22 protein-coding genes are annotated in these 22,115 nt (G+C 67.7%); 9 read left to right on the forward strand and 13 right to left on the reverse strand.

The features are described 5' to 3' along the window. Window positions 1-137 precede the first annotated feature (137 nt). Window positions 138-806, forward strand: a complete 669-nt coding sequence (locus ACE3SL_RS03425) for a S24 family peptidase (protein ID WP_374524354.1) — start codon at window positions 138-140, stop codon at window positions 804-806. 102 nt (window positions 807-908) lie between these two features. Here ACE3SL_RS03425 and ACE3SL_RS03430 read toward each other — a convergent pair whose 3' ends face one another. After that, complete coding sequence (locus tag ACE3SL_RS03430) at window positions 909-1,214, reverse strand: hypothetical protein (protein WP_374524355.1); 306 nt, start codon at window positions 1,212-1,214, stop codon at window positions 909-911. A gap of 202 nt (window positions 1,215-1,416) precedes the next feature. On the opposite strand from ACE3SL_RS03430, the gene aqpZ reads away from it, so the two are divergent. Next, entirely contained in the window at window positions 1,417-2,139 is a 723-nt protein-coding gene (gene aqpZ, locus ACE3SL_RS03435) for an aquaporin Z (RefSeq protein WP_374524356.1), read from the forward strand. Between the two features lie 57 nt (window positions 2,140-2,196). On the opposite strand, the gene ACE3SL_RS03440 is transcribed toward aqpZ, so the two are convergent. From ACE3SL_RS03440 to ACE3SL_RS03460, 5 genes are all read right to left on the reverse strand, one after another. Beyond that, the gene (locus ACE3SL_RS03440; RefSeq protein ID WP_374524357.1) at window positions 2,197-2,697 is read right to left on the reverse strand and encodes an OmpA family protein; all 501 of its coding nucleotides are present in this window, start codon (window positions 2,695-2,697) and stop codon (window positions 2,197-2,199) included. Window positions 2,698-2,716: 19 nt separating this feature from the next. Continuing rightward, entirely contained in the window at window positions 2,717-3,931 is a 1,215-nt protein-coding gene (locus ACE3SL_RS03445; protein ID WP_374524358.1) for a diguanylate cyclase domain-containing protein, read from the reverse strand. Further along, window positions 3,928-4,461, reverse strand: a complete 534-nt coding sequence (locus ACE3SL_RS03450) for a YfiR family protein (RefSeq protein ID WP_374524359.1) — start codon at window positions 4,459-4,461, stop codon at window positions 3,928-3,930. Before ACE3SL_RS03450 ends, ACE3SL_RS03445 begins: the two co-directional genes overlap by 4 nt. A gap of 148 nt (window positions 4,462-4,609) precedes the next feature. Beyond that, window positions 4,610-5,146, reverse strand: a complete 537-nt coding sequence (msrA, locus tag ACE3SL_RS03455; protein WP_374524360.1) for a peptide-methionine (S)-S-oxide reductase MsrA — start codon at window positions 5,144-5,146, stop codon at window positions 4,610-4,612. A 57-nt stretch (window positions 5,147-5,203) separates the two neighbouring features. Beyond that, window positions 5,204-6,193: a M48 family metalloprotease gene (locus tag ACE3SL_RS03460; protein WP_374524361.1), complete on the reverse strand. Its 990-nt coding sequence runs from the start codon at window positions 6,191-6,193 to the stop codon at window positions 5,204-5,206. A 119-nt stretch (window positions 6,194-6,312) separates the two neighbouring features. Between ACE3SL_RS03460 and ACE3SL_RS03465 the strand changes: the two genes are divergently transcribed. From ACE3SL_RS03465 to ACE3SL_RS03485, 5 genes are all read left to right on the forward strand, one after another. Beyond that, window positions 6,313-7,335 (forward strand): COX15/CtaA family protein, encoded by a 1,023-nt coding sequence (locus tag ACE3SL_RS03465; protein ID WP_374524362.1) that lies wholly within the window; start codon window positions 6,313-6,315, stop codon window positions 7,333-7,335. After that, entirely contained in the window at window positions 7,332-8,117 is a 786-nt protein-coding gene (locus ACE3SL_RS03470) for a hypothetical protein (RefSeq protein WP_374524363.1), read from the forward strand. The genes ACE3SL_RS03465 and ACE3SL_RS03470 overlap by 4 nt, the downstream gene beginning before the upstream one ends. Before the next feature lie 173 nt (window positions 8,118-8,290). Next, a complete protein-coding gene (rplM, locus tag ACE3SL_RS03475) occupies window positions 8,291-8,770 on the forward strand; it encodes a 50S ribosomal protein L13 (RefSeq protein ID WP_374524364.1) in 480 nt (159 codons plus the stop codon). After that, a complete protein-coding gene (rpsI, locus tag ACE3SL_RS03480; protein WP_374524365.1) occupies window positions 8,770-9,267 on the forward strand; it encodes a 30S ribosomal protein S9 in 498 nt (165 codons plus the stop codon). The genes rplM and rpsI overlap by 1 nt, the downstream gene beginning before the upstream one ends. Window positions 9,268-9,557: 290 nt before the next feature. Further along, the gene (locus ACE3SL_RS03485; RefSeq protein ID WP_374524366.1) at window positions 9,558-13,004 is read left to right on the forward strand and encodes an autotransporter domain-containing protein; all 3,447 of its coding nucleotides are present in this window, start codon (window positions 9,558-9,560) and stop codon (window positions 13,002-13,004) included. 55 nt (window positions 13,005-13,059) lie between these two features. Here the strand turns inward: ACE3SL_RS03485 and ACE3SL_RS03490 are convergent, their stop codons facing one another. From ACE3SL_RS03490 to ACE3SL_RS03505, 4 genes are read right to left on the reverse strand one after another with little or no spacing between them, the layout of a single operon-like run. After that, the gene (locus ACE3SL_RS03490; protein WP_374524367.1) at window positions 13,060-14,076 is read right to left on the reverse strand and encodes a phosphotransferase family protein; all 1,017 of its coding nucleotides are present in this window, start codon (window positions 14,074-14,076) and stop codon (window positions 13,060-13,062) included. A gap of 23 nt (window positions 14,077-14,099) precedes the next feature. Further along, window positions 14,100-15,194 (reverse strand): hypothetical protein, encoded by a 1,095-nt coding sequence (locus tag ACE3SL_RS03495; protein ID WP_374524368.1) that lies wholly within the window; start codon window positions 15,192-15,194, stop codon window positions 14,100-14,102. Window positions 15,195-15,240: 46 nt separating this feature from the next. Next, the gene (locus ACE3SL_RS03500) at window positions 15,241-16,089 is read right to left on the reverse strand and encodes a metallophosphoesterase (protein ID WP_374524369.1); all 849 of its coding nucleotides are present in this window, start codon (window positions 16,087-16,089) and stop codon (window positions 15,241-15,243) included. Further along, a complete protein-coding gene (locus ACE3SL_RS03505; RefSeq protein ID WP_374524370.1) occupies window positions 16,086-16,916 on the reverse strand; it encodes a diacylglycerol kinase family protein in 831 nt (276 codons plus the stop codon). Before ACE3SL_RS03505 ends, ACE3SL_RS03500 begins: the two co-directional genes overlap by 4 nt. Before the next feature lie 245 nt (window positions 16,917-17,161). Here ACE3SL_RS03505 and ACE3SL_RS03510 point away from each other — a divergent pair, with 245 nt between their 5' ends. Both ACE3SL_RS03510 and ACE3SL_RS03515 read left to right on the forward strand, forming a co-directional pair. Beyond that, window positions 17,162-18,088 carry an alpha/beta hydrolase gene (locus ACE3SL_RS03510; RefSeq protein WP_374524371.1) on the forward strand — a complete coding sequence of 309 codons (927 nt, stop codon included), beginning with the start codon at window positions 17,162-17,164 and terminating at the stop codon, window positions 18,086-18,088. Beyond that, entirely contained in the window at window positions 18,085-18,888 is an 804-nt protein-coding gene (locus ACE3SL_RS03515; RefSeq protein WP_374524372.1) for an NTP transferase domain-containing protein, read from the forward strand. Before ACE3SL_RS03510 ends, ACE3SL_RS03515 begins: the two co-directional genes overlap by 4 nt. Here ACE3SL_RS03515 and ACE3SL_RS03520 read toward each other — a convergent pair. From ACE3SL_RS03520 to ACE3SL_RS03530, 3 genes are all read right to left on the reverse strand, one after another. Continuing rightward, window positions 18,867-19,586 carry a nucleoside triphosphate hydrolase gene (locus ACE3SL_RS03520; RefSeq protein WP_374524373.1) on the reverse strand — a complete coding sequence of 240 codons (720 nt, stop codon included), beginning with the start codon at window positions 19,584-19,586 and terminating at the stop codon, window positions 18,867-18,869. The genes ACE3SL_RS03515 and ACE3SL_RS03520 overlap by 22 nt on opposite strands. Before the next feature lie 4 nt (window positions 19,587-19,590). Further along, window positions 19,591-20,331 (reverse strand): isoprenylcysteine carboxylmethyltransferase family protein, encoded by a 741-nt coding sequence (locus tag ACE3SL_RS03525; protein WP_374524374.1) that lies wholly within the window; start codon window positions 20,329-20,331, stop codon window positions 19,591-19,593. Between the two features lie 209 nt (window positions 20,332-20,540). Then, window positions 20,541-22,070 carry a lipopolysaccharide biosynthesis protein gene (locus ACE3SL_RS03530; protein WP_374524375.1) on the reverse strand — a complete coding sequence of 510 codons (1,530 nt, stop codon included), beginning with the start codon at window positions 22,068-22,070 and terminating at the stop codon, window positions 20,541-20,543. Window positions 22,071-22,115 lie beyond the last annotated feature (45 nt).

A 22,115-nucleotide genomic window follows, 5' to 3' on the forward strand; every position in this document is an offset into this window, starting at 1 on the left:
ATTGTCCTCCCAGTCTTGCAGTTGCCGGGCGACTCGCCCGATAGGATTTTTCCTATTTGAGAGGCAATTTCCTACTTGTCTAGGAAAAATCCTATCGCTATGGATGAAAGTGGAAGGACCAGCCACCCGGTGACCCGATGACCGAATTCGACCTAGACCCGCGCGCCGCGCTCGACCGCCTGCTCACCGAGCGGGGGATCGACTATGCGCAGCTTTCGGCGCGCATCGGGCGCAATCCCGCTTACATCCAGCAATATATCAAGCGCGGGACGCCGCGGCGGCTGGCCGAGGAGGACCGCGCGCGCATCGCCGCCTATCTCGGCGTGTCCGAAGCGCTGCTCGGCGGACCCGAACGCCGCGTTGCGGTGCCAGCACGCCTGCGCGGCGGGGATATGGTGCTGGTGCCGAAGCTCGCGATCGGCGCCTCGGCGGGCGCGGGGGCCAGCGTCGATGGCGAGCCGGTCGAGGGGCAGGTGGCCTTCGATCCCAAATGGCTGCGCGACCTCGGCGCCGATCCGCGCGCGCTCAGCATCATTCGGGTCGAGGGCGATTCGATGGCGCCGACGCTGAACGACGGCGACGATATATTGGTCGATGGCGGCGATGCCGCGGCGCGGCTGCGCGACGGCATCTATGTGCTCAGGATGGATGATGTGCTGATGGTGAAGCGCATCGCGCGCTCGCCGGGGCCGGGCCGGGTTTCGGTGATCAGCGACAATCCGCATTACCGAAGCTGGGACGATCTGCCGGTGACGGCGGTGCGGCTGGTCGGCCGCGTCGTGTGGACGGGACGGCGGGTGCGCTGATCGGCTTCGCCTAACGGTGAAAGCGGCACCGGCCCGCTTCCCCACCCGGCCTCCCATTTCAGAATAGGCTGTTGGGAGGCCGGGTTGGGGGAGCGGGCCGATTTACATCGGCTGCGCCATCACCGCTTCGATTTCGTGCTCGAGCACTTCGGCGCGCTGGCATTGGGCCTGGTCGCCGCCGTTGCATTTCTCGGTCGCCTTGTCGCGCTGGCGCGAGAGCTTGCCGAGCTTTTCCTCGCGTGCGCGCATCGCGCGGCCGCGGTTACGGTCGGCCTCGTCCTGGCTCGTCGTCGACCAGTCGGCGACCTGCCCGACCGCTTTCACGGGAGCCGTGACGACCGACTTCACCGTGCTCACGCAGCCGGAGAGCAAGGGAATGGCCAGCGCCGCAACGATCAGGACCCGCATATCTATCTCCTCGCCGGATGTCTCTTCGCATAGGCCCGCTTGCGTGAACAGGATATTGCGACGGAAAGAGGCGGCGGCCGCCTGAAGCCATGCGAATCCCGTCACGGGACATATGGTTTACAAGGACTTGCCGGTCGATTCGACTGTGCTAGGTTCCGCCTCGCGCCGGCGGCGCCATGGCCGCCTGCGGGAGGAGGGTCCCATGACGAATATCCAAAAGGGTCTGGCCGAATTCATCGGCACGTTCTGGCTTGTCTTCGGCGGCTGCGGCAGCGCCGTCATCGCCGCCGCTTTTCCCGACGTCGGCATCGGCCTGCTCGGGGTCGCGCTTGCGTTCGGCCTTACCGTCGTCACGATGGCCTATGCCATCGGCCATATTTCGGGCTGCCATCTCAATCCGGCGGTGACCGTCGGCCTGTGGGCCGGCGGCCGTTTCGAGGCGCGTGATATCCCGCTCTATGTCGTCGCCCAGGTCATCGGCGCGATCGTCGCGGCCTTTCTGCTCTATTATATCGCGCAGGGCAGTCCGACCTACGACATCGCCAAGGGGCTGGCCGCCAACGGCTTCGATGCGGGGTCGCCCGGCCATTACGACATCTGGTCCGCGCTGATCATCGAGGTTGTGCTGACGGCTGTTTTCCTCTGGATCATCATGGGCTCGACCGACGGACGCGCGCCCGCGGGTTTCGCGCCGATTGCGATCGGCCTCGGGCTGACGCTGATCCACCTGATCTCGATCCCCGTGACCAACACCTCGGTCAATCCGGCGCGCAGCACCGGCCCGGCACTCGTGGTCGGCGGGCTTGCGCTGCAGCAGCTCTGGCTCTTCTGGGTCGCGCCGATCGCCGGCGGGCTCGTCGGCGGCTGGCTCTACAAGACGATCGGGGCGGACAATTTCCCCAAGCCCAATATCGAGGGCGAATAGGCAAGGGGACCGGCGGAGCGCGGCTCCGCCGGTCCTCTCCCCGGCGATCGGCCGCGATCAGGCCGGCGGCGATACGATCAATACGACGCGGCGATTGTCCTGCCGTCCTTCGGGGGTATCGTTAGGCGAGAGCGGGATCGTTTCGCCGCGGCCGACGATCTGGTCGGCGGCAAAGCGCATGCCGTTCGCCTGCAGCGACGCCGCGACGGCTTGCGCGCGCGCTTCCGACAAGGTCTGGTTATAAGCGCTCGATCCCGTCGAATCGGTATGGCCTTCGACCCGCGCCGTCATGATATCGACCGCGACCAGATGGCGCGCGAGCGTCCCCAGCCGTTCGACCTGTTCGGGTTTCAGACTGCTTTCGTTCGTGTCGAAGAGCAATCGATCATGGATGGTGAGCGCCCAGTCGTCGCCCGTTTCGACGAAGCCCTCGGCCTGGAGGACGGCGACCTGTTCGGGGCTAAAGCCTTTCGGCGGCGGCACGGTCTGGCAGGCCGCGAGGAGTGCGGTCATCAGCATGAGCGCCAGGTGGCGGATCGTCAGGAGGGACTGGGGCACTATTCTTCTCCGCTTGATTCTATTTCGAACGATTGTTCAGCTTGTCGGCGTACATGGCGGCATCGGCGGCGGTCAGCAGCGCGCGCGCGTCGACACCGTCGTCGGGATAGACGGCGGTGCCGACGCTGAGGCCCAGCCGATATTCCGCGCCGCCAGGCAGCGCGATCGGCTGCGCCGCGCTCGCCCGGATGCGATCGGCAAGGCCGTCGGGGCGAATGCTCTCGTCGAGCGGATCGATAAGGACGATGAATTCGTCGCCGCCGATCCGCGCCGCGAAATCGCCTTTGCGCAGCGTGTCCTTGATGCGCTCCGACAACTCGACGAGCACGGCGTCGCCCGCGGCATGGCCGTGATTGTCGTTCGCCGCCTTGAAATTGTCGGCGTCGATGAACAGCAGCGCGAAGCGCTGGCCCTTCGTCTCCGCTATCAGGATGCGCTGCCGCAATTGCTCGTCGAAGGCGGCGCGGTTGGGCAGCGCGGTCAGCATGTCGTGCGACGCGCGGTGCGCGAGCGCCGCCTTTTCGCTTTCCATCGTTCCCTGCCAGCCCTGCAGTTCGTCGAGCAGCGCGTTGATGTCGCCGCCCAGCCGGTCGAGTTCGGCGATCCCGAGCGGCTGCACCCGCTTGTCGAACCGGCGGTGCAGGCGGACGTCGTGCGCGACGGTCGCGATCTCGCCGAGCGGCTTGACCAGCTCATATTCGAAGCGGCGGGCGAGCAGGATCGTTCCGAACGCGGTGATCAGCAGGCAGCCGAGGCCCGCGAGCGCGCCGATGCGGACATAGTCGATCAGCGTCGAGCTGTCGCCCCACACCTCGATCCGCCCGATCACCGATCCGTTGCGTTCGACGGTCGCAGCGGACGGACGCGGAAAGAACAGATGGGTCAGAAGCGGCGCCGGATCGCCCAACGGCGACGCCCATTGATAAAGCGGCCGGCCGCGATCGTCGAGCAGCCGCAGCCGCGCGATGCCCGGAATGTGCATCAGCGGCTCAAGCCCCTCCTGCGCCGCCTGCGGGTCGTTGAACACCAGCGCGGGTTCGGCGCCATAGGCGCCGAGCTTGGCCGCCAGCTCGATATTGCGGTCGGCATAGCTGCGCAGCGTGGTGATTCCGGCGAGCAGAATGGTTATCCCCGACAGCGCGACGGCGAAAAGCGTGATGCCGAAGTGAAAGCGCGACAAGAGCTTCTGCAGCGTCGTGCGGGCACCGGGGCGCTCGGGCGGGCGGCCGCTCATCGCGCCTCTCCGTCGTCGCTGCCGATCTTGAGCACGCGCGGATCGGTGCGCAGCGTGCTGCGGCCGATCGCGTCGAGATTGACCGAAAAGCTGACCTTGGTCGCCCGCCCGCTCAGGCAGAACATCGCCCCCAGGCCGCAGCTCGGATCGTCGTCGGTCACCGTCAGTACCGGGCGGCCGCGCACCCATCCGATCAGGCGCTGGCGATCGGCGACCGGCATATGACCGAGGAAGATGATGTCGCAGTCGCCGCCCATGGCGCCTGCGACCGAGGTGCGGCGCACCGCTATCATGCGCCCGCCCGGCGCCGCCGGTGCGATGCGGTCGGTCAATCGCGGCGCCCCGACGAGGCAGGTCGTGCGCGGCGCGGGGGACGGCCAGCGGGTGTAACTGATGATTCCGCCGAGGATGCGGTTGACGCCCTGGGCGATTCCGCCGGGACTGTCTTCGACGATCGTCTGGCTCGCGGCCTGGATCGCCATCTGGGGCGTCGTGAGCGACGATCCGATCAGGAAAAGCGAAACGAGCACCGTGCAGCGACCCCCAACTGCGCCGGCGGTCATCTTGCCCCTACGCGGCGGCGTCCGCTAGTCTAAAGCGCCGCAAAGTCAAGGAAAAGTGACGTCATGCGGCCATATTGCAACAGTCGGCCGACGCCTTGGGCGCTTCTTCGGAGGGTCAACCGGTGCGCAGCCGGTCGGCGAACCCCTTTCGCAATTTCGCGAGCTTGGGCGGAATTACCGCCATGCAATAGGGATTGCGCTGGCCCTCACCGTCCCAATAGGCCTGATGATAATCCTCGGCGGGATACCAGGTCGAGGCGGGTTCGATCGTCGTCACGATCGGCGCCGGCCAATCGGCACCGGCGCGCCCGATCCCGGCGCGCGCGGCCGCCGTCTGCGCCTCGCCTTCGGGGAAGATCGCGCTGCGATATTGGGTGCCGATGTCGTTCCCCTGGCGGTTGAGCTGCGTCGGATCGTGCGTCGCGAAGAAGACGTCGAGCAGATCGTCATAGGAAAGGACTGCGGGGTCATAGGTGATGCGGATCGCCTCGGCATGGCCGGTATCGCCGCCGCATACCTGCTTGTAAGTCGGATTGACGGTGGTGCCGCCGATATAGCCGCTTTCGACGCCGTCGACTCCCTCGAGCGACTGGAACACGGCTTCGGTGCACCAGAAGCAGCCTCCGGCCAGGATTGCGGTCTCACGGGTCATGGCATCGTCCTCGTTCGGCAAGGGAAAGGATGCCGGGTAAATAGGGTCGCGCGGGACCTATTCCAAGGGCGGCGGATCGGTGATCAACGGCGGCTGGAGGGGTTCGCCGGCGGCTCGCGCAGCATCGATCGCGCGTACTTCGGCCTCGATCGAGGCGACCCGCGCGCGCCAGCGCGGATGGGTGCCCGCCTGGAACAATATCGGTCCTTCACGTTCGCCGAACCTGGTCCAGAAGCGGATCGCGGCATGCGGGTCGTACCCCGCGCCCGCGAGCAGCCAGGGAGAAAGCCGGTCGGCCTCGACCTCGGTCTGGCGGAACAGCCGGGCGCTACGGCCGAACTGCTTGCCCAGCCCGCGATCGACTCCCGCGGCATCGAGGCGGACGCGGTGGCGCAGGATATTGTGCGCCAGCTCGTGCGCGACTGCGGCGGCGAGTTCGTCGTCGCTGGTGGCGAACTGGACGAGGCCGCCGCTCACCACGACGAGCCGGCCATCGGCGGCGCCCTCGGGCCGGTCGCGCGCATCGACACGGAAGTCGGTCGCGCAGCCCGGAACCGGGGTGACGGCGGTGACGTGACCCGCCGCGCCCGAAATTTGCGCGACGGCGCCGGGCGGCAGGGCGGCGAACAGCGTCTCGGCGGCGGCGATGCGCGCGAAGGGGTCGCTGCCTTCGCCGGGGGGAAGAGGCGTGCCGCCCAGCGCCAGCACCGGCTCGCCGACCTTGAGCCCGGCCAGGTCCGCTGGCGAATGCGGCGCGATGGCGGCGATATAGGGGGCGTCGGTGTCGCCGGCATGATAGGCCGCGAGCGCTTCGGCCCGCCGCCCGGCAGCGTAGAGCCGGGGGTCGCCCCAGATCCAGCCGAACTGCGGCTGCAGCGCCGGGCACCAGGCCGCGTTGGCGGTGGTGAGGCGAAAGCCGATCGCGGCAATCCGGCTCTCGAGCGCCGCGAGTTCGGGGTAGGGCGAGGCGGCCGGCGCCGCGGCCGTTGCGGGCGCCGCTGACAGAAGGCCAAGCAGGGCGGAGGCGAGAAGGAGGAGAGGCCGCATCGCCGCCGCATAACAATCGCCGCCTGTCGCGGCGATGAATTTTCGGTTGGTGAATTTTCGGGCGGCCCGGCTTTGCGCCCCTCTTGCCTATCGCCGGGCAAGCGCCGATAGGGCGGCCCATGTCGCACCCCAACCCCCGACCCGCCTTGCTGTCCCGCTGGCTGTGGATCGTCGCGCTGCTCGTGATCGCGGTCGTCGCGGTCGGCGGCATCACCCGCCTCACCGAATCGGGACTGTCGATCACCGAATGGAAGCCGGTCTCGGGCGTGCTGCCGCCGCTCAGCGACGCGGCGTGGCAGGCCGAGTTCGCGAAATATCAGCAGATCCCCGAATATAAGGAGATCAATGCCGGCATGTCGCTCGCCGCGTTCAAGGGCATTTTCTTCTGGGAATGGCTGCACCGCATTCTCGGGCGGCTCGTCGGCATGGCGCTGCTTGTCCCGCTCGCCTTCTTCGCGTGGCGGCGCAGGATTCCCGCGGGCTATGGCTGGCGCCTGCTCGGCCTCGCGGCGCTGGTCGGGCTGCAGGGCGCGATCGGATGGTGGATGGTCGCCTCGGGGCTCGTCGATCGCACCGACGTCAGCCATTTCCGGCTCGCGACGCATCTGCTGACCGCGCTGTTCCTGCTCGCCGCGCTCGTCTGGACGGCGCGCGATTTTGCACTGATGGCGCGCGATCCTGCCGCGCCTAAAGCGCGGCTCACTGCGGCGGCGATCGCGGCGATCGCGGTTCTGTTCGTCCAGCTGCTGCTCGGCGCGTGGGTCGCGGGGCTCAACGCGGGCTATGTCGCCAGCACCTGGCCGTCGATGAACGACCATTTCGTGCCCGAGGGAATCGACTGGTCGCGCGGCGCCTGGTTCGCCTTCACCAACGATCCCTTTCTCATCCATTTCATGCACCGCTGGTGGTCGTGGGCCGCGGCGCTGACGATGCTGCTGATCGCGCGCGCGCTGGCGCGGCGCGGCGCGCGGACCGAAGCGGGACTGCTCGTCGCCGTCGTCGCGGCGCAGATGACGCTCGGCATCCTGACGGTGGTCACGGATGTGTCGATGTGGATCGCGGTGCTGCATCAGGTGACGGGAGCGATCCTCGTCGCGACCGCGGCCGCCGCGCTCCACCGGCTGGGCCGGCCCGCTGCATGATCGGCGCAGCGCTGCTGCTGCTCGCGCTCGAGCCGCCTCCCGCACCACCGCCGCCCGCCTCGCTCGCCGTCGCGCCCTTGCGCTTCGCGCCGCCGGTCGGCGAGCCGATGACCTATCGCGTCACCAGCCGCCGGCGGGCGCGCGATGGCTCGATGGCGAGCTATACGCTCGTCTACGCCCTGCAATGGGAGCGCGCCGGGCGCGGCGTCCAGCTCGCGGCGACGCTGCGCCGGATCGAATCCGATGCCCGGCCCGAACTGGTGCAGGCGCTTACGGGGCTCCTGCGCCCGCTGATCGGCCAGACGATCAGCTATCTGGTCGCGGCCGATGGCGGTCGCGTCGACATGATCGATCCCGATGCGCAGTGGGCGCGCGTCCTCGGCAAGGTCCAGTCCATGGGAGCCGGCGCCGGGCAGGGCGAAGCCAAACAGGTGGCAGGACTGCTCGCCAGCCTGCCGCCCGCCGAGCGCGACAAGCTGGCGACCGCCGATATCCGGGCGCTGGTGGCGCCTGCGAATCCCGCGCTTGCCGATGGCGCATCGGACCTGAAAGTCGAGCAGGCCGGCAACCGGCGCACAATCACCAGGATCGAACGCCCGGCCGCCGCGGGCGGACCGGACGCACGCCCGCCGATCGAGATCGCGACCTCATGGACGATCGATACCGCGACGGGTCTCATCCTCGGCGAGCGTCGCGCGACATGGGTGGCGGGCGAAAACGGGAGCGAACGGCGGCTGGTGGAGGAACGGATACGCGACCTCGCTGCCGGCGATCCGAGGTGATGGTATCATGATACCCGTCAGCAAAGCCGCTTCCTGATTGACTTTCGCGGCGATTGTCGCCATTGGCCCGCTCCGAAGCGCCGCTTCGTCTGTTCGGGACAGGCGGCGCGCCTGTTTCGGGGCGCTCGCGCTCCGATCCATATCTGAAGTCCCTGTCTGTCAAGGAGCGTGCCATGAAGGCGCTGACCAAGACGACCGCCTCGGCGAACGCCGGCACGGTCGAAAAGAAATGGGTGCTGATCGACGCCGAGGGTCTCGTTGTGGGCCGCGTCGCGTCGATCATCGCCAACATCCTGCGCGGCAAGCACAAGCCGAGCTTCACTCCGCACGTCGATTGCGGCGACAATGTCATCGTCATCAACGCGGAAAAGGTGGCGTTCACCGGCAAGAAGCTGGCTGACAAGGTTTACTACAAGCACACCGGCTATGCCGGCGGCATCAAGGAAGTGACCGCGCAGAAGGTGCTCGAAGGCCGCTTCCCCGAGCGCGTGCTCGAAAAGGCCGTCGAACGCATGATTCCGCGTGGCCCCCTCGGCCGCCAGCAGATGCGCAACCTGCGCATCTTCGCCGGCAGCGAACATCCGCATGAAGGGCAGAGCCCCGAAGTGATCGACGTCGCGTCGATGAACCGCAAGAACAAGGTGGGTGCATAATGGCTGACGAACAGACCATGACCGATCTCAAGGATCTCGCCGGCGCCGTCGACGCCACCGTCGCGCCCGCCGCTCCGGCGGCGCCGCTGCGCGAAAAGATCGTCGATAAGCAGGGCCGCGCTTATGCGACCGGCCGCCGCAAGGATGCCGTCGCCCGCGTGTGGGTCAAGCCCGGCACGGGCAAGATCACCGTCAACGGCCGCGACCAGGAAGTCTATTTCGCGCGTCCGACCCTGCGCCTCGTCATCAACCAGCCCTTCGGCCTGACCGACCGCGTCGGCCAATATGACGTGATCGCCACCGTCAAGGGCGGCGGCCTGTCGGGCCAGGCGGGTGCCGTGCTGCACGGCATCGCGCAGGCGCTGACCCGCTTCGAGCCCGCGCTGCGCAGCCCGGTCAAGGCGGCCGGCTTCCTGACCCGCGACAGCCGCGCGGTCGAGCGTAAGAAGTACGGCAAGGCGAAAGCCCGCCGCAGCTTCCAGTTCTCGAAGCGCTAACAGTTTTTCCGCCGACGGGTGGAGAAGAGAAGGGCGGTCCGGAAACGGGCCGCCCTTTTTCGTGTGTTTCGGGCCAACGACTCGGCTCGTCGCAAAAACCCGATCCGGACGGGCCGAATATTGTGTAAATTTTTCGTGCGGTTAAGCTGACCTCCTGTCGCCGAGTCCACGACCCGGACGAGGCGCCGTCAAAACTACGGGGGTAGTATATGAATCCTTTTGCTTTTTCGCGGCGCGTGCGCCGCGGAGGCCTGCTGGCGTCGGTATGCGCCGCGGGTCTGGTGCAGACCATGCCGGCTCTGGCCCAGGATGTGCAGCCATTGTGGCTCACGCGCGGCGACGTCATCGCCAGCCTTGAGCCGGAAGCGCAGAGCGGCGGCAGCGTCGCGACCGTAACCGATCCGGCGGCTCAGCGCCCCCCGTCCGGAACAGGTCCGATAAGCGTCAAGGTCGGTCCCGATCCCGAGATCGTCATCGCCAATCCGGGGACCACTATGTCGGCGCGTGACCCGGCCAATATCACTGGCATCGGGCAGATGATCGTCGACAATGTCGATGTCAACGGAACGGTCGGTCTTTGCACCGCGACGCTCATCAACCCGCGCACCGTGATTTTTGCCGCACATTGCGTGAACGAACATGCAGCCACCGATTACGGCGCCGCCCAAGGCGGCAAGGCGATCGGTTTCGGTTTCGAGACGAACACCCGTGCCAACGCACCGGGCGAAACCGACGAACTGATAGACTGGTTGTTTGGTGGCGCCGACGGTAGCGGTCCGCACCAGACCAATATCGCCCAGGCCTTCTACAACTCGAACTGGGTCAATTATAATCCGCTCTCGCTCGAACCCGAAGCGCAGGGTTTCCTCTATGGCGACGTCGCGATGGCTTCGCTCGATACACCCGCTGCGGACATTCCGACCTGGGCCCTGCTTTTCTCGCCGCTGCCGGACCCTGGCACGATCGGAGCGGCCGGCACCGGATATAACGTCGGCATCTACGGTTACGGTGGTATCGGCACCGGTGAGGATGGCCAGATCGACGGGTCGGACTTCCGCCGCCGCGCGGCGGAGAATGTCATCGGGGCACTGACTGATCTCGAGACGTTCGAAAGCTTCGTTTACGGTGGGGCGCCGAACGGCCTGACCCAGAATCTCTATTTCATGGATTTCGACGATCCGCGCCGCGGCCTGTCGGGGGCGAGCATCTTCGACGTCAACTGGTTCCGCGACAACGCGCGGGAAAAGGACGGGACGCCGACCGAAGGCATTACGGCGCCCGGCGATTCGGGCGGCCCGCTGGTCCTTCAGAATTTCTCGCGGCAGGTCGTCGTCGGCGTGCTCTCCGGCGGTTACTCGCGCTTCTTCAATGGCCAGCTTCCATACGGCTATGGCGCGGTCAGCTTCTATCAGCCGCTTTATCTCTATTGGAACTGGATCGCCGCGAACAATCCCTATCATTATGTCTCGGCCAAGGCGGGCAATGGCTCGTGGACGGACCCCAATCATTGGGTAACGACTCTCGATCCGTCGTATATGGTCCTGTCGGGCGGACAGCCCGTGAACGGCATTCCCACCCAGACGGGTGAACAGAGCACGGGCACCGATGGCGACTTCGGCCAGATCTGTTTCCAGAGCGGAGGGATCAGCGATTGCTATGACACCGCGACGGGGGACGAGACGGTCGAAGCGAAACCGATCGGTACTGCCGGTGCCGACAAGGCCGCGGCCGACGGAACCGCCGCTACGGCCGTCACCCGCGGTGACGTGGTTCGCGGGGTAGGGGCGGAGGCGCAGGCCGATGCCACGCCGCTGCCGACCGCGACGCTCGCCAACGGGCTGCCCGGCGCGAGCGACTTCGTGCCCGACAATGTCGAGCCGGACGGAACGGGTGCGCCGCCGCGCTATTTCGACGTGACGCTCGCCGCGAACGGTCTCACGACCCTGTCGGGCGCGGATGTTACGATCGACCGCCTGACTGTCGCCACGGCGGGGGCCGGACTTCAGGTCGCTTCGGGCGCATCGTTGAGTTCGCTGATCAACGTCAACCAGCTCGCGGGCATGGTCATGGTCAACGGCACGCTATCGTCGGTCGGTGACTATAGCCTGATGGGCGGCGCACTGATGGGCAGCGGCCGGGTCAATGCACCCTTCCTGACCAGCGTCCTCGGCCAGATCGCGCCGGGAACCTCGACGACGATCGGCACGCTGACGATTGGCGGCAATCTCGTCCTTTCGTCCGGCACCGGGCTGTTCATCAACCTCGGGCCGAACGGTACGTCGGACAAGCTGGCGGTGGTCGCCAACGGGACATCGACCGGCACCGCCAACCTCGGCGGGGCCGTCAATTTCTCGCCGGCGGCGGGGTATGTGATCAAGGCGGGTGACAGCTACACCTTCCTGACCGCGGCAGGCGGCATCACCGGCACCTTCGCGAACCCGGCCTCGGTGTCGGCGATCCTGACGCCGAAGCTGACCTACACCACCAACGCCGTGTCGGTGCAGATTCAGGCGGGCCTCTATCGCAATGTCGTCAACACGGGCTCGCCGGTGCAAAACGCCTATGCACAGCTGCTCGATCAGTCGCGCGGCAATGCGGGGCTGGCGGGCATCTATGGCGCGCTCGATCTGCAGGACGCAGCGTCGATCCAGTCGACGCTCGACAGCTGGGCGCCGCGCACCGAAACGCTGCGCGGCTCGCTCGCGACGGTGGCGGCCGACAATATGTCGCGCTTCTACCGCGACCGTCTCGCCAGCCTCGATGCCGGGGACATGGGCGGCAAGCTCGCGATGATCGGGCGGCCGGTTCAGCTCGCCGCGCTCACCATGAACGCGATGGGCATGGACCAGACGCGCACCGATGCCGGTGGCGAGGTGACGGTGCAGGAAGGCCGTCTGCCCGAGAATGTCAGCGGTTTCCTCGCGGGTGGCTATATCGACGGCGACAGCCGGCCGATGGCGTCGGCGGTGCCCTTTGGCGGCCGCGACCAGTTCGACGGCTTCTACATCGCGGGCGGTCTCGAAACCGCGCTCGACGACAATGCGGTGATCGGCCTGTCGCTGAGCTACACCGACATCGACGGCGATACCGCGGCGGGTGGACAGACCGTCGATGGCAAGCTGATCCAGGGTACGCTCTATGGCAAGGCCGAGCTTGGCGGCGGCGTCAAGCTGTCGACGCAGGTCAGCGCGGGCGCCTTCGATTCGAAGTCGACGCGCGTCGCCGGCCTGGTCGGAACGCCGTATACGCTGACCGGCAAGGACAGCTCGCTCGTGGTCACGGGCGAGGTGACGCTCGGCAAGGACTTCGACCTCGGTGCGGTCGAGTTCGGTCCGCGTGCCGGTTTGCGCGCCAGCCACATCGGCTTCTCCGACATCAAGGAGAATGGCGGCGGCCCCGCGCTGCGGCTCGACCGCGATGCGTTCAACAGCGCGCAGGGCCGGCTCGGGCTCGAACTGTCGGGCAAGCCTGGTGCGCGCTTCAAGCCGCATTTGCGTGCCGATTATGTCCATGAATTCATGGACGCGCCCGCCTCGTTCGGTGCGACCTTCGTGGGCGGCCCCGGACCGAATGCGATCTTCGGCTTGACCGGCACCGACAAGGACTGGTTCGAGGTCGGCGGCGGGCTGACCGTCTCGACCGGCAATGTCGATCTGTCGGTCGGCGCCGAGACGACAATCGCGCGCAAGGACGTGTCGTATCAGAGCTATCGCGGCACGGTGACCTTCCACTTCTGATCGGAAGCGCGCGAATAGAAAGGGCGGTCCGGCGACGGGCCGCCCTTTTTTCTGCCTAAAGCAGATCGAGGCTCCCGAGTGCGAGCGCTTGCCGAGCGGGGCGTTCGGCCATCACCGCGAACATCTCGTCGCCGCGTTCGGTTCGCTCGACGCTCATCGAGGCGAAGACCGCCATGAAATAACCGCTGAGCGCGCCGACGCGATAATCGGTCCAGAGTGCCGCGGCGTCGGGATCGATGCCGCGCGCGCGGAGTGCGGCGAGCCAATGATCGAAGGCCGGACGGTCGGCGGCGGCGCGCTCGCCGGGGTCGGCGATGCTGGTGCCGACCAGATAGGCAAGGTCGCTTGCGCCGCTGCCGCGGCCCAGCGTTTGCCAGTCGACGAGCCAGCAGCGCGTGCCGTCGGGCGTGAAAAGGATATTGTCGATGCGCAGGTCGCCGTGGACGATCGTCCGCGCCGCGGCCTGACGGGCGAGATAGGCATCGAGCCGTTCGACGATTCCCGCGCCGAGATCGAGCACCTCGGGTTCGAGCCGCTTTGCATAGCGCTCGCGAAACCCGGCGTAGAGCTGCGGAAACAGCGCGCGGATGACCTCGCCATTGTCGCGCGCGAGCCAGGGGAGCGTGTCGGGCCGGGGATCTTCCCAGAGCAGCGCATGCAGCGCCGCCGCAGCGTCGATGCATGGCGCAAGGCCTTCGAGACCGAGGCCCGCGAGCTGATCGCCCTGCCGCGCCGGTGCGAGGTCGGAGAGGAGCAGGATGAAATCGACGTCGTCGTCGGCGATCTCGGCATGGTAACAGACGGGCGCGGCGACGCCGCTCCCCGCCGCCAGCTCGCGATACCAGCTGACTTCCTTGACATAGGTGCCCACGACCTTCGCGATATGGCGGCTCGCTTCGTCGTGGCTCGGGCATTTGGCGATGACGGTGGCGGGCGCGTCAACGCCGTCGGCCCAGTCGAGCGTCAGGCGGAAGCTGTCGCACATCTGTCCCGTGCCGACCGCGCTTGCGGTGAAGCCGCGTAACGCCGCCGCATCCTGTCCCAGTCTTTCGGCCAGCCACGCGGGCGACATGGCGTGAGGCGAGGTCGGAAAGCTCAAGATACGGGGTCCATCAGGCCGGTGAGGCCGGTGGGCGCGTGCGGCCCGACGAACAATTGTTCGAGCACGCCGGTGCCGCGATGGATGCTGCCCCCGTCGGCCAGTTCGGCGGTGACGAGCGCCTGGATGTGCATGGCGAGCGGATTGCCCCAGCCGCGCTCGGCCTCGGCCAGGCTGTCGTGCGCGACCGCGACCTCCGCGCCATGGTCGAGCCCGTGGCCCCAGAGGGGATGCGTATAGCCGAGCCCGCTCATCGCGAAGACCGGGCCGGCCGGGGTCAGCGTCAGCGAGCGGCCGCTGCCGAGGTCGGCGGTCATTCTCGCGACCCGTCGCGATCCCGGCTGCCAGTCGGTGCCGAAGGTCGCGGCGTCGAAATGCTGCTCGCCGCCGCCATCGCCGACGATCACCGCGCGGCGGTTCCACGGGTGTCCCGCACCGTCGTCGTTGCTGTGGAAGAAGAGCGAGCGGTCACCGAAATTGCACGGCGTCCAGAGCCAGAAGAATTGGGTGAAATTGCCCTCCGGCGGCGGTTGCGATTCGCTCGCCCCGACCGGGCGGACGCCCCAGCTGCGGTCGCGGGTGCCGGTCCAGTCGCTCGCGACGTCGATCCGCTGCCCATCGACCGCCAGCCAGCCCGACCAGCGGCCGTTCTGGGTCATCCGCGTATAGTCCATGAACAGGCGCGTGCCGTTGCGGCGGATGAAGCGCGGCTCCTCGATCGGGAAATGGCGGCCGGTGAAGGTGAGTTCGGCGGTGAGCGGGCCGTCGTTCGGCGCGATGCGCAGCGTCACGACCTCCAGCGGCGCGTCGATACCGATCGCGATCGGGCCGACCGAGAGGTCGAGCCGCTCGCCGCCCGAGCGGCGGCTGGCGCGGAGATTATGCTGCACGCCGTCGACGATGACGCAGAAGCTCGCATCGACGATGCCGAGCTGCGGATAGAAGCCCATCGCCGCGGCGAAGAAGACCGCGCCGTCCGGGCTGTAGCCGTTGAAGAAATAGCGGTCGTAGAAATTGCGGTCGGTGCCCGCGAACGCGACCGGCTCGCTGGTCTGGTGCAGCGGAAAATCATCGCCTTTTGTCAGCATCATCTCTCATCCCGTTTTTTCTTGCAACCTAACGAGAAGAAGGGCTGCGTCAATGCACCGGCGGATCGACCGGCGGCACCGCGCCGACGGGGGCGACCGGCTCGCCGGGTTCGCGTGGCGGCAGCGCGTCGGGCGGCACGGCGTCGATCTGCATGTCCGCCGTCGGCACATGCGCGAGATTGCGGACGCGCACCGCGATCCGCTGGCCGTCGAGGATCAGTTCGTTGAAGCTCGGCGGGGTCGAGCGAATGCGCTTCGACAGCGTGCCCGCGCCGATCATCCGGATCGGGCCACCGGCGGTCTCCTTCACCAGGTCGAAGGCGTCGTGGACGTGGCCGGTCAGCACCGCGGCAACCCCGCGCGCGGCGAGCGCCGCCAGCGCCGCTTCGCCGCCGCGGGTCAGCGCGCGGCCTTTCGTTCCCGCCTCGACGAGCGGGTGGTGCGCGGTGACGAGCGCCGCCGTGCCCACCGGCAGCGCATCGATCGCCGCGAGCGTCTTGTCGAGCGCGGCCTTCGTCACCCAGCCCTTCGACCAGTCGAGCCGCCACTGGGCGCGCGCGGTCGTCTTGAGCGGGACGACCGCGACCCCCGCCAGATCGAGCTCGCGTTCGACCAGCCGCTCGATCCCGCGGATGCGTTCGTAGGGCCAGAAGAAACGCGCGAGCGGGTTGAAATAGGGCAGGTCGTGATTGCCGACTTCGACCGTCACCGGTACGTCGAGCGCGCCGATCCAGTCGCACGCGGCGGCGAATTCATGGCTCCGCGCGCGCATCGTCAGGTCGCCGGTGATCAGCACCGCCGCCGGACATTCGCGCTGCACGCAATCGGTGAACCAGGTGAGCGCGGCGGGGTCTTCGAGGCCGAAATGCAGGTCGCTGATATGGAAAAGCCGGATCATGCGGTCGCGACGAAATCGACCCCGCTCATCCCCAGCGCGAAGCGCGCGGGCGACGGCGTCTCGGCCAGTTCGCCGTCATATTCGAGGCTGATCGGTGCGTCGCTTTTGAGGACAATCGTCTCGCTGGTTGCGATCGCCTCGCTCGGCCCGTCGCGAAAATCGCCGCCGAGCCAGGCAAGGCCGTGGCGCAGCACGTCGATGCTGCCCTCGGTCAAAATGCCGTCGGCGCGGACGCCCGCTGCGGTCGGGGTCAGAATGACGGCGGGATAGGCCGTGTCATGGCCTGCGACGCGAACCCCCGGCGCGTTCAGCATCTGCTCGAGCGCCTCGGGCGCGGCGCGGCTCGCCTCGATGATACCGTCCTGCCGCATCGTTTCGCGCACCTCGGCCCAGCGCGTCGCGGGGCCTGCAACGACGGTGATGAAGGCCTCGCCGCCGTCCGACCGCACGGTCGGGATCGGGCGCCGCCGTGCCTTGCCGCCGAGCGCGTCGATCAGGATGTCGGGCGCCGGGCGGTCGCCGTGGAGCGCTTTCGACAGCAGGTTCAGCGTGCCGCCGGGCAGGGGCAGGATCGCGCCGTCCCAGCCCGCCGCCTTGATCGCGGCGGCGTTGATCGTCCCGTCGCCGGTCCAGACGAGGAGCAGGTCGATCTCCTTCGCACGGAGCGCAGCGGCGTCCGGAATATCGTCGTCGGGCAAGGCGAAGGTCGCGGCAAGCGGTGCGCCGGCGGTCCGGCAGGCCTCGGCGATCGCGGCTTCGATGGCGGGATCGTGGCTCCCGCTCTGGCTGTTGTAGACGAGGGCGGGGCGGGAGAAGGCGCTGGTCATGGCGTTCCTACGCGTCAGATGGACAAAGGTGCCCCATTAAATCCGAAAATCACCGTTCCCCCGCGAAGGAGTATCGGGTTGACCATGCCCCGCATGGTCAAGGATCGTCCGGGGGACGATCCGACCCGATGCTCCTTCGCGGGGACACGCTGGCTTTATTGCGGATTATGTCACTGCCGCTTGTTCGTCGCCTTCCGCCCCTGTAGGGCGCGGAGCCGGCGGGGCGCGAAGTCAAAGGACGGCGTTTGATCAAATTCATCATCGTGGTGGTGCTCCTGCTGCTCGTTTTCGGCGGCGGCACGAAGATGGTCGTCGCGGGCGGCGCCAAATCGCTTGACCTGGCCGACCGGTGGCTAGGGTCGGGCGGCGGCGCGCGGCTGCTCCTCGCCGATCAGCCCTATGGCAACGGGCCGCGCCAGTCGCTCGACATCTGGGTTCCCGAACGCGCGCAACAGGGCGACGCGCTGCCGGTGGTCGTCTTCTTCTATGGCGGCGGCTGGGACAGCGGCGAGCGCGCGAGCTATGGTTTCGCGGGCCGCGCGCTGGCGCAACAGGGCTTCGTCGTCGTCATCCCCGACTACCGGCTGACCCCCAAGGCGCATTGGCCCGATTTCCTGGAGGACAGCGCCGCCGCGGTCGCCTGGACGCATCGCTATATCGGCGGGCTTGCGGGCGATCCCGAGCGCATCGCGCTGATGGGCCATTCGGCGGGCGCCTATAATGCGGTGATGCTCGCGCTCGACCCGAGCTGGCTGCGCGCCGCGAAGAGCGATCCGTCGGTGATCCGCGGCGTCGCGGGGCTCGCGGGTCCCTATGATTTTCTGCCGATGGAGAAGGGCGGTCTCGCCGACAAGGCGATGGGCAAGGTGAAGCCCGCCGAAAAGACGCAGCCGATCGCCTATGCGCGCGGCGACGCGCCGCCGCTGTGGCTGGCGAGCGGCGACGAGGATGCGACCGTGCGCCCGCGCAACAGCCGGAATCTCGCCGCCGCGATCGAGAAGGCGGGCGGGTCGGCGCAGCTCCGCCTCTATCCCGGCATGGGGCATACAGGGATCGTGATGGCGCTCGCGGCGCCTTTCCGGTCGAAGGGGCCGGTGCTGGACGAAGCGGCCGACTTTCTGCGCGGCGTGACGGGCCGGCGGATCGCACCCGTTGAGGCGGCCGCGCAATGAGCATCCCCGCCCCCATTCCCGCCCCCATTCCCGCCATCGTCATGGCCGGCAGCCGTCCCGGCCCCGATCCGCTGCTGACCGGCAGCGGGGCTTCGACCAAGGCGCTGCTCCCCATCAGCGGCACGCCGATGCTCGTCCGTGTCGTCCGCGCGCTCCGCGCCTCGCCGCTCGTCGGGCCGATCACCGTCCTGGCGCAGAACAGCGCCGAGCTGGCCGCCGAGCCGAGGCTGGCGGGCCTCGCCGATCTGCATTTTTCGGACTCGGGGCAGGGGATCAGCAGTTCGCTCGCCGCCGCGCTGCCTGATAATGACGCGCCGGTGCTGGTGACGACCGCCGACAATGTGCTGCTCACGCCGACGATGATCGCCGAGTTTCTCGCGGGCGCCGAGGACAGCGACGTCGCGGTCGCGATGGTCGAACGGCGGGTGCTCCTCGCGCGCTATCCCGAATCGAAGCGCACCTGGCTCAAGTTTCGCGGCGGCTGGTGGTCGGGGGCGAACATGTTCCGCCTTCGCGGGCGGCGGGTGCTGCCGCTGCTCGACTTCTGGGGGCGGATCGAGCGCGACCGCAAGAAGGGGCTGAAGATCATCGCCGCCTTCGGACCGTGGCTGCTGATGGGTGCGCTGTTGCGCCTGTTCACGATCCAGCAGGGGATCGCGCGCGCCGGACTGCGCTTCGGGCTCAAGGCGAAGGTCGTGCCGATGTCCGAGGGCGAAGCCTGCATCGATGCGGACAAGCCTGCCGACATCGTGCTGATCGAGAAGATTTTGGCGAGCCGTCAGGCAGACGCCAGCGCCTGATCCACCGCTGCGATCGCCAGCGCCAGCTCTTCCTCATAAGGAATCGTCGCGTCGATATCGACGATCGGCGCGCCATTAAACGCCAGCAGCGGCACCGTCTCGACCTTGCGCGCTATCAGCGCGCGGTCGTGGTCGGGCTTCCTCGCCATCACCGTGTCGACATCGACGTGCAGCCGGATCACCAGCGTCGGGACAAAGGCCGCCATCTCGGCATAGAGCGCGCGCTCCTCGGCCTGCATCGCGGCGAGGCGCGCGCTCGTGGCGCGGCCGGCGAGGATCGGGCCGTCGTGAAGGCCGGGCACCTCGAGCTGCGGATAGCGGTCGGTGACGATCGTGATGCCGGCGCGGCGGCGCTCGATAAGCTGCTCGAACTTTGCACGGCGCTTGTTCGACTTGTTCAGCGCATAGCGCGCCGCGAGCGTGCCGGGGATCGGCTCGCCCGGCTCCCGCAGCTTGTCGGCGATGCCGTCGAGAAAGCGGTGCAGCGGCGGGCCGATGACCGGCCAGCGCCCGATGCGCCGACCCTGCTCGCCCGAGCCGAGGCCGAGATAGCCGCTCTCGGCTTTGCGCGTCTTTTGCACATGCGCGAGCAGGTCCGCCGACAGGGTCGACTTGCCCGACCCGTCGCTGCCGACCACTGCGATTAGAGGAGCTAATCGCTCCTCGGGCGCGATCAGGGGAGCAAGCTGCTCCCCCATCGGATCAGCTCAGTTCCTTGAAGAAGCCGATCATCTTCAGCCCGCCGATGAAGAAGCGGACGACGACGAGCGCGGCATAGGCATAGACCCAGTTCCACTGCGCCGGGGTCAGCGCGCCGAAATCGAAGTCGAGCCGCGCGAACCAGGTCAGGAAGACGGTCGTCGCGAGCAGGAACAGCTTGTTCTGCTCGCGCCAGATCATCCGCTTCCACCAGAAGGGATATTTGGGCTTCACCCAGCCGGTGAGGCGCGGAAGCAGCGCGGGGACGTGCTTTGCCCATTCGGCGTGCGCCGCGCCGAATTTCTCGCGCAGGAATTCTTCCTCATAGATCGAGATGCGCTCGTAGATCAGGATGGCGAGCAGGAAGACGATCGCGCCGAACACCCAGCTTCCCGACAGCATCGCGAGGCCGGTGAAGTTGAGGATGCGCCCGACATAGAGCGGGTTGCGCACCAGGCTGTAGGGGCCGGTCGTGTTGAGCTCGCTTGCCTCGGCGGCGGCCTTGGCGCGGCCCGACGTGCCGAGCGCGGCCCATCCGCTGGTGAACACGCGGACGATCGCGCCCGCGCTCGCGACGCCGAGCGACAGCCAGAACCAGGCGCAGTCGCCGGTGGCGGTCTGGAACGGACCCCAGTCCTTGCTGCACCAGGCGATCAGAACCGAGATCGCGATCGTGATGTAGATGTAGGTGCCGCGAATGAAGAAGAGGCGTTTGCCGCTGCGGGCGAGTTCTTGCTGATACATAGGATTCCGCCTGTTGGCCGCACGGGATCAACCCTTCGCGGCGAAAAATCAGTCGCCCCCTCTAGCAAATTTTGCGGCCAAAATAAGACCAGTTCCTTCTTCGTCACCCCGGACCCTTCGACAAGCTCAGGACAGGCTTGATCCGGGGTCCATGCAACGATCGTGGTTATGGATGCCGGATCAAGTCCGGCATGATGAAAGGAGGGAGGCTAAACCAGCCGCAGCTTCCGCGCCGTCTTGCCCAGCGAGGCGCGGTCCGCATGGGGCAGCGCGAAGCGCAGCGACGACCAGATCGCTCCCGCCGCAATGACGACGATCAGCGGCAGCGCGGCCGCGTCGGGCAGGCGGCTGACGAGCAGTGCGAGTCCGCCTGCGGCTAGCGTGATCGCGAGCCCGCGCAGCGCGACCTTCGGGAATTGCCGGTCGAACGGATGGAGATGCTCGGCCGTCGCGAGCTGGAGCATCGGAATGCCCGCCATCACGACGAGCCCGATCGACATTGCCAGCGTCACCCCGGTCAGTGCGTTCATCTGGCCGACGATCAGCCAGCCTGCGCCGACCGCGACAACGACCCCGACGATGCTCGCGGTCAACTGGTGGCGGAACGCCGCGACGACCTGAAGCACCGGCTGCGAGATGCCGAGCACCGCCTCCAGCGCGCGCGCGAAGAGCAGGATGATCACCGCCCCCTGCGCGACATGCGCCTGATGCCCGAACAGCCCGAGCAGCGATGAACTCCCCGCCGCGAGCACCGCTGCGAGCGGCAACGCGATCGCCGAAATCAGCCGCGTCGCATAGGCGTATATCTCGGCGACCTGCGCGCGGTCCTCGCGCTCGGCGCTCGCCGCGAGCGGCGCCATCACATAGACGAAGGCGATGCGGACGAGCTGGACGACGCTCGACAGCTTGCGCGCGATGGTGAAGAGCGCCGACGCGCTCGCGCCCGCCGCGCCGGGAAGCAGCAGGTTGAGGATCAGCGCCGGCGCGTCGCCGAACAGCCGCGCGATGATGTTCGACGGCAGGATCGACAGGCCTGCCCAGAAGGTGTCGCGCTCGACCGCGCTGCCGCGCCCGCCGCGCCGCAGGTCGGCGAAATTATAATAGCGCGTGAGCAGCCGGACGCAGAGGATCGCGGTGATGCCGAGCGAGCAGAGGTGCGCGATGAACAGCCCCTTGAGCCCGAGCCCGCCCGCGAAGAAGAGTCCGGCGAACACCAGCCGCATGATCTGTTCCCAGACGATGCGGAGGCGAATCTCGGCGCCAAACACCATGCGCGCGCGCATCGCCGAGGTCGAAATCTCGACGAAGGCCCATAAGGGGAGCGCCCAGACGAAAAGCTGGATCGCGGGCACGACGAGAGGCCGGTCGTGCTCCGCCACGTTGAGGAAAGGCGCAAGCTCGGCGGCGAAAATCGCGATCAGCGCCGCGACGATCAGGCACGGCCCGACCCCGAAGATCATCGCGGTGCGCAGCGCTGCGGCAGCCTCGGCATCGCTCGCCGACTGCGGCACGGTGCGCTGCATCGCGCTCGTCATCCCCATGTCGAAGATATTCTCGAGCAGGTTCACCGTCGCCCAGAGCACCGCATAGAGGCCATAGCCCGCGAGCCCAAACATCAGCACATAGAGCGGCTGCGCGACGATCTCGACCACCGCGCCGAGGCGCGCGAGCACGGTTGTGCCGAGTCCCTTCGCGACGCTGCGGCTGGTAACGGCGGGCTGGGCGGTCTCTTCGCTCATCGCTCGCGCCCCTAGCGGTTGTTGAAGCTTGAGGAAAGCAGCCAA

Source organism: Sphingopyxis sp., from assembly GCF_041916015.1.
Taxonomy (GTDB): domain Bacteria; phylum Pseudomonadota; class Alphaproteobacteria; order Sphingomonadales; family Sphingomonadaceae; genus Sphingopyxis.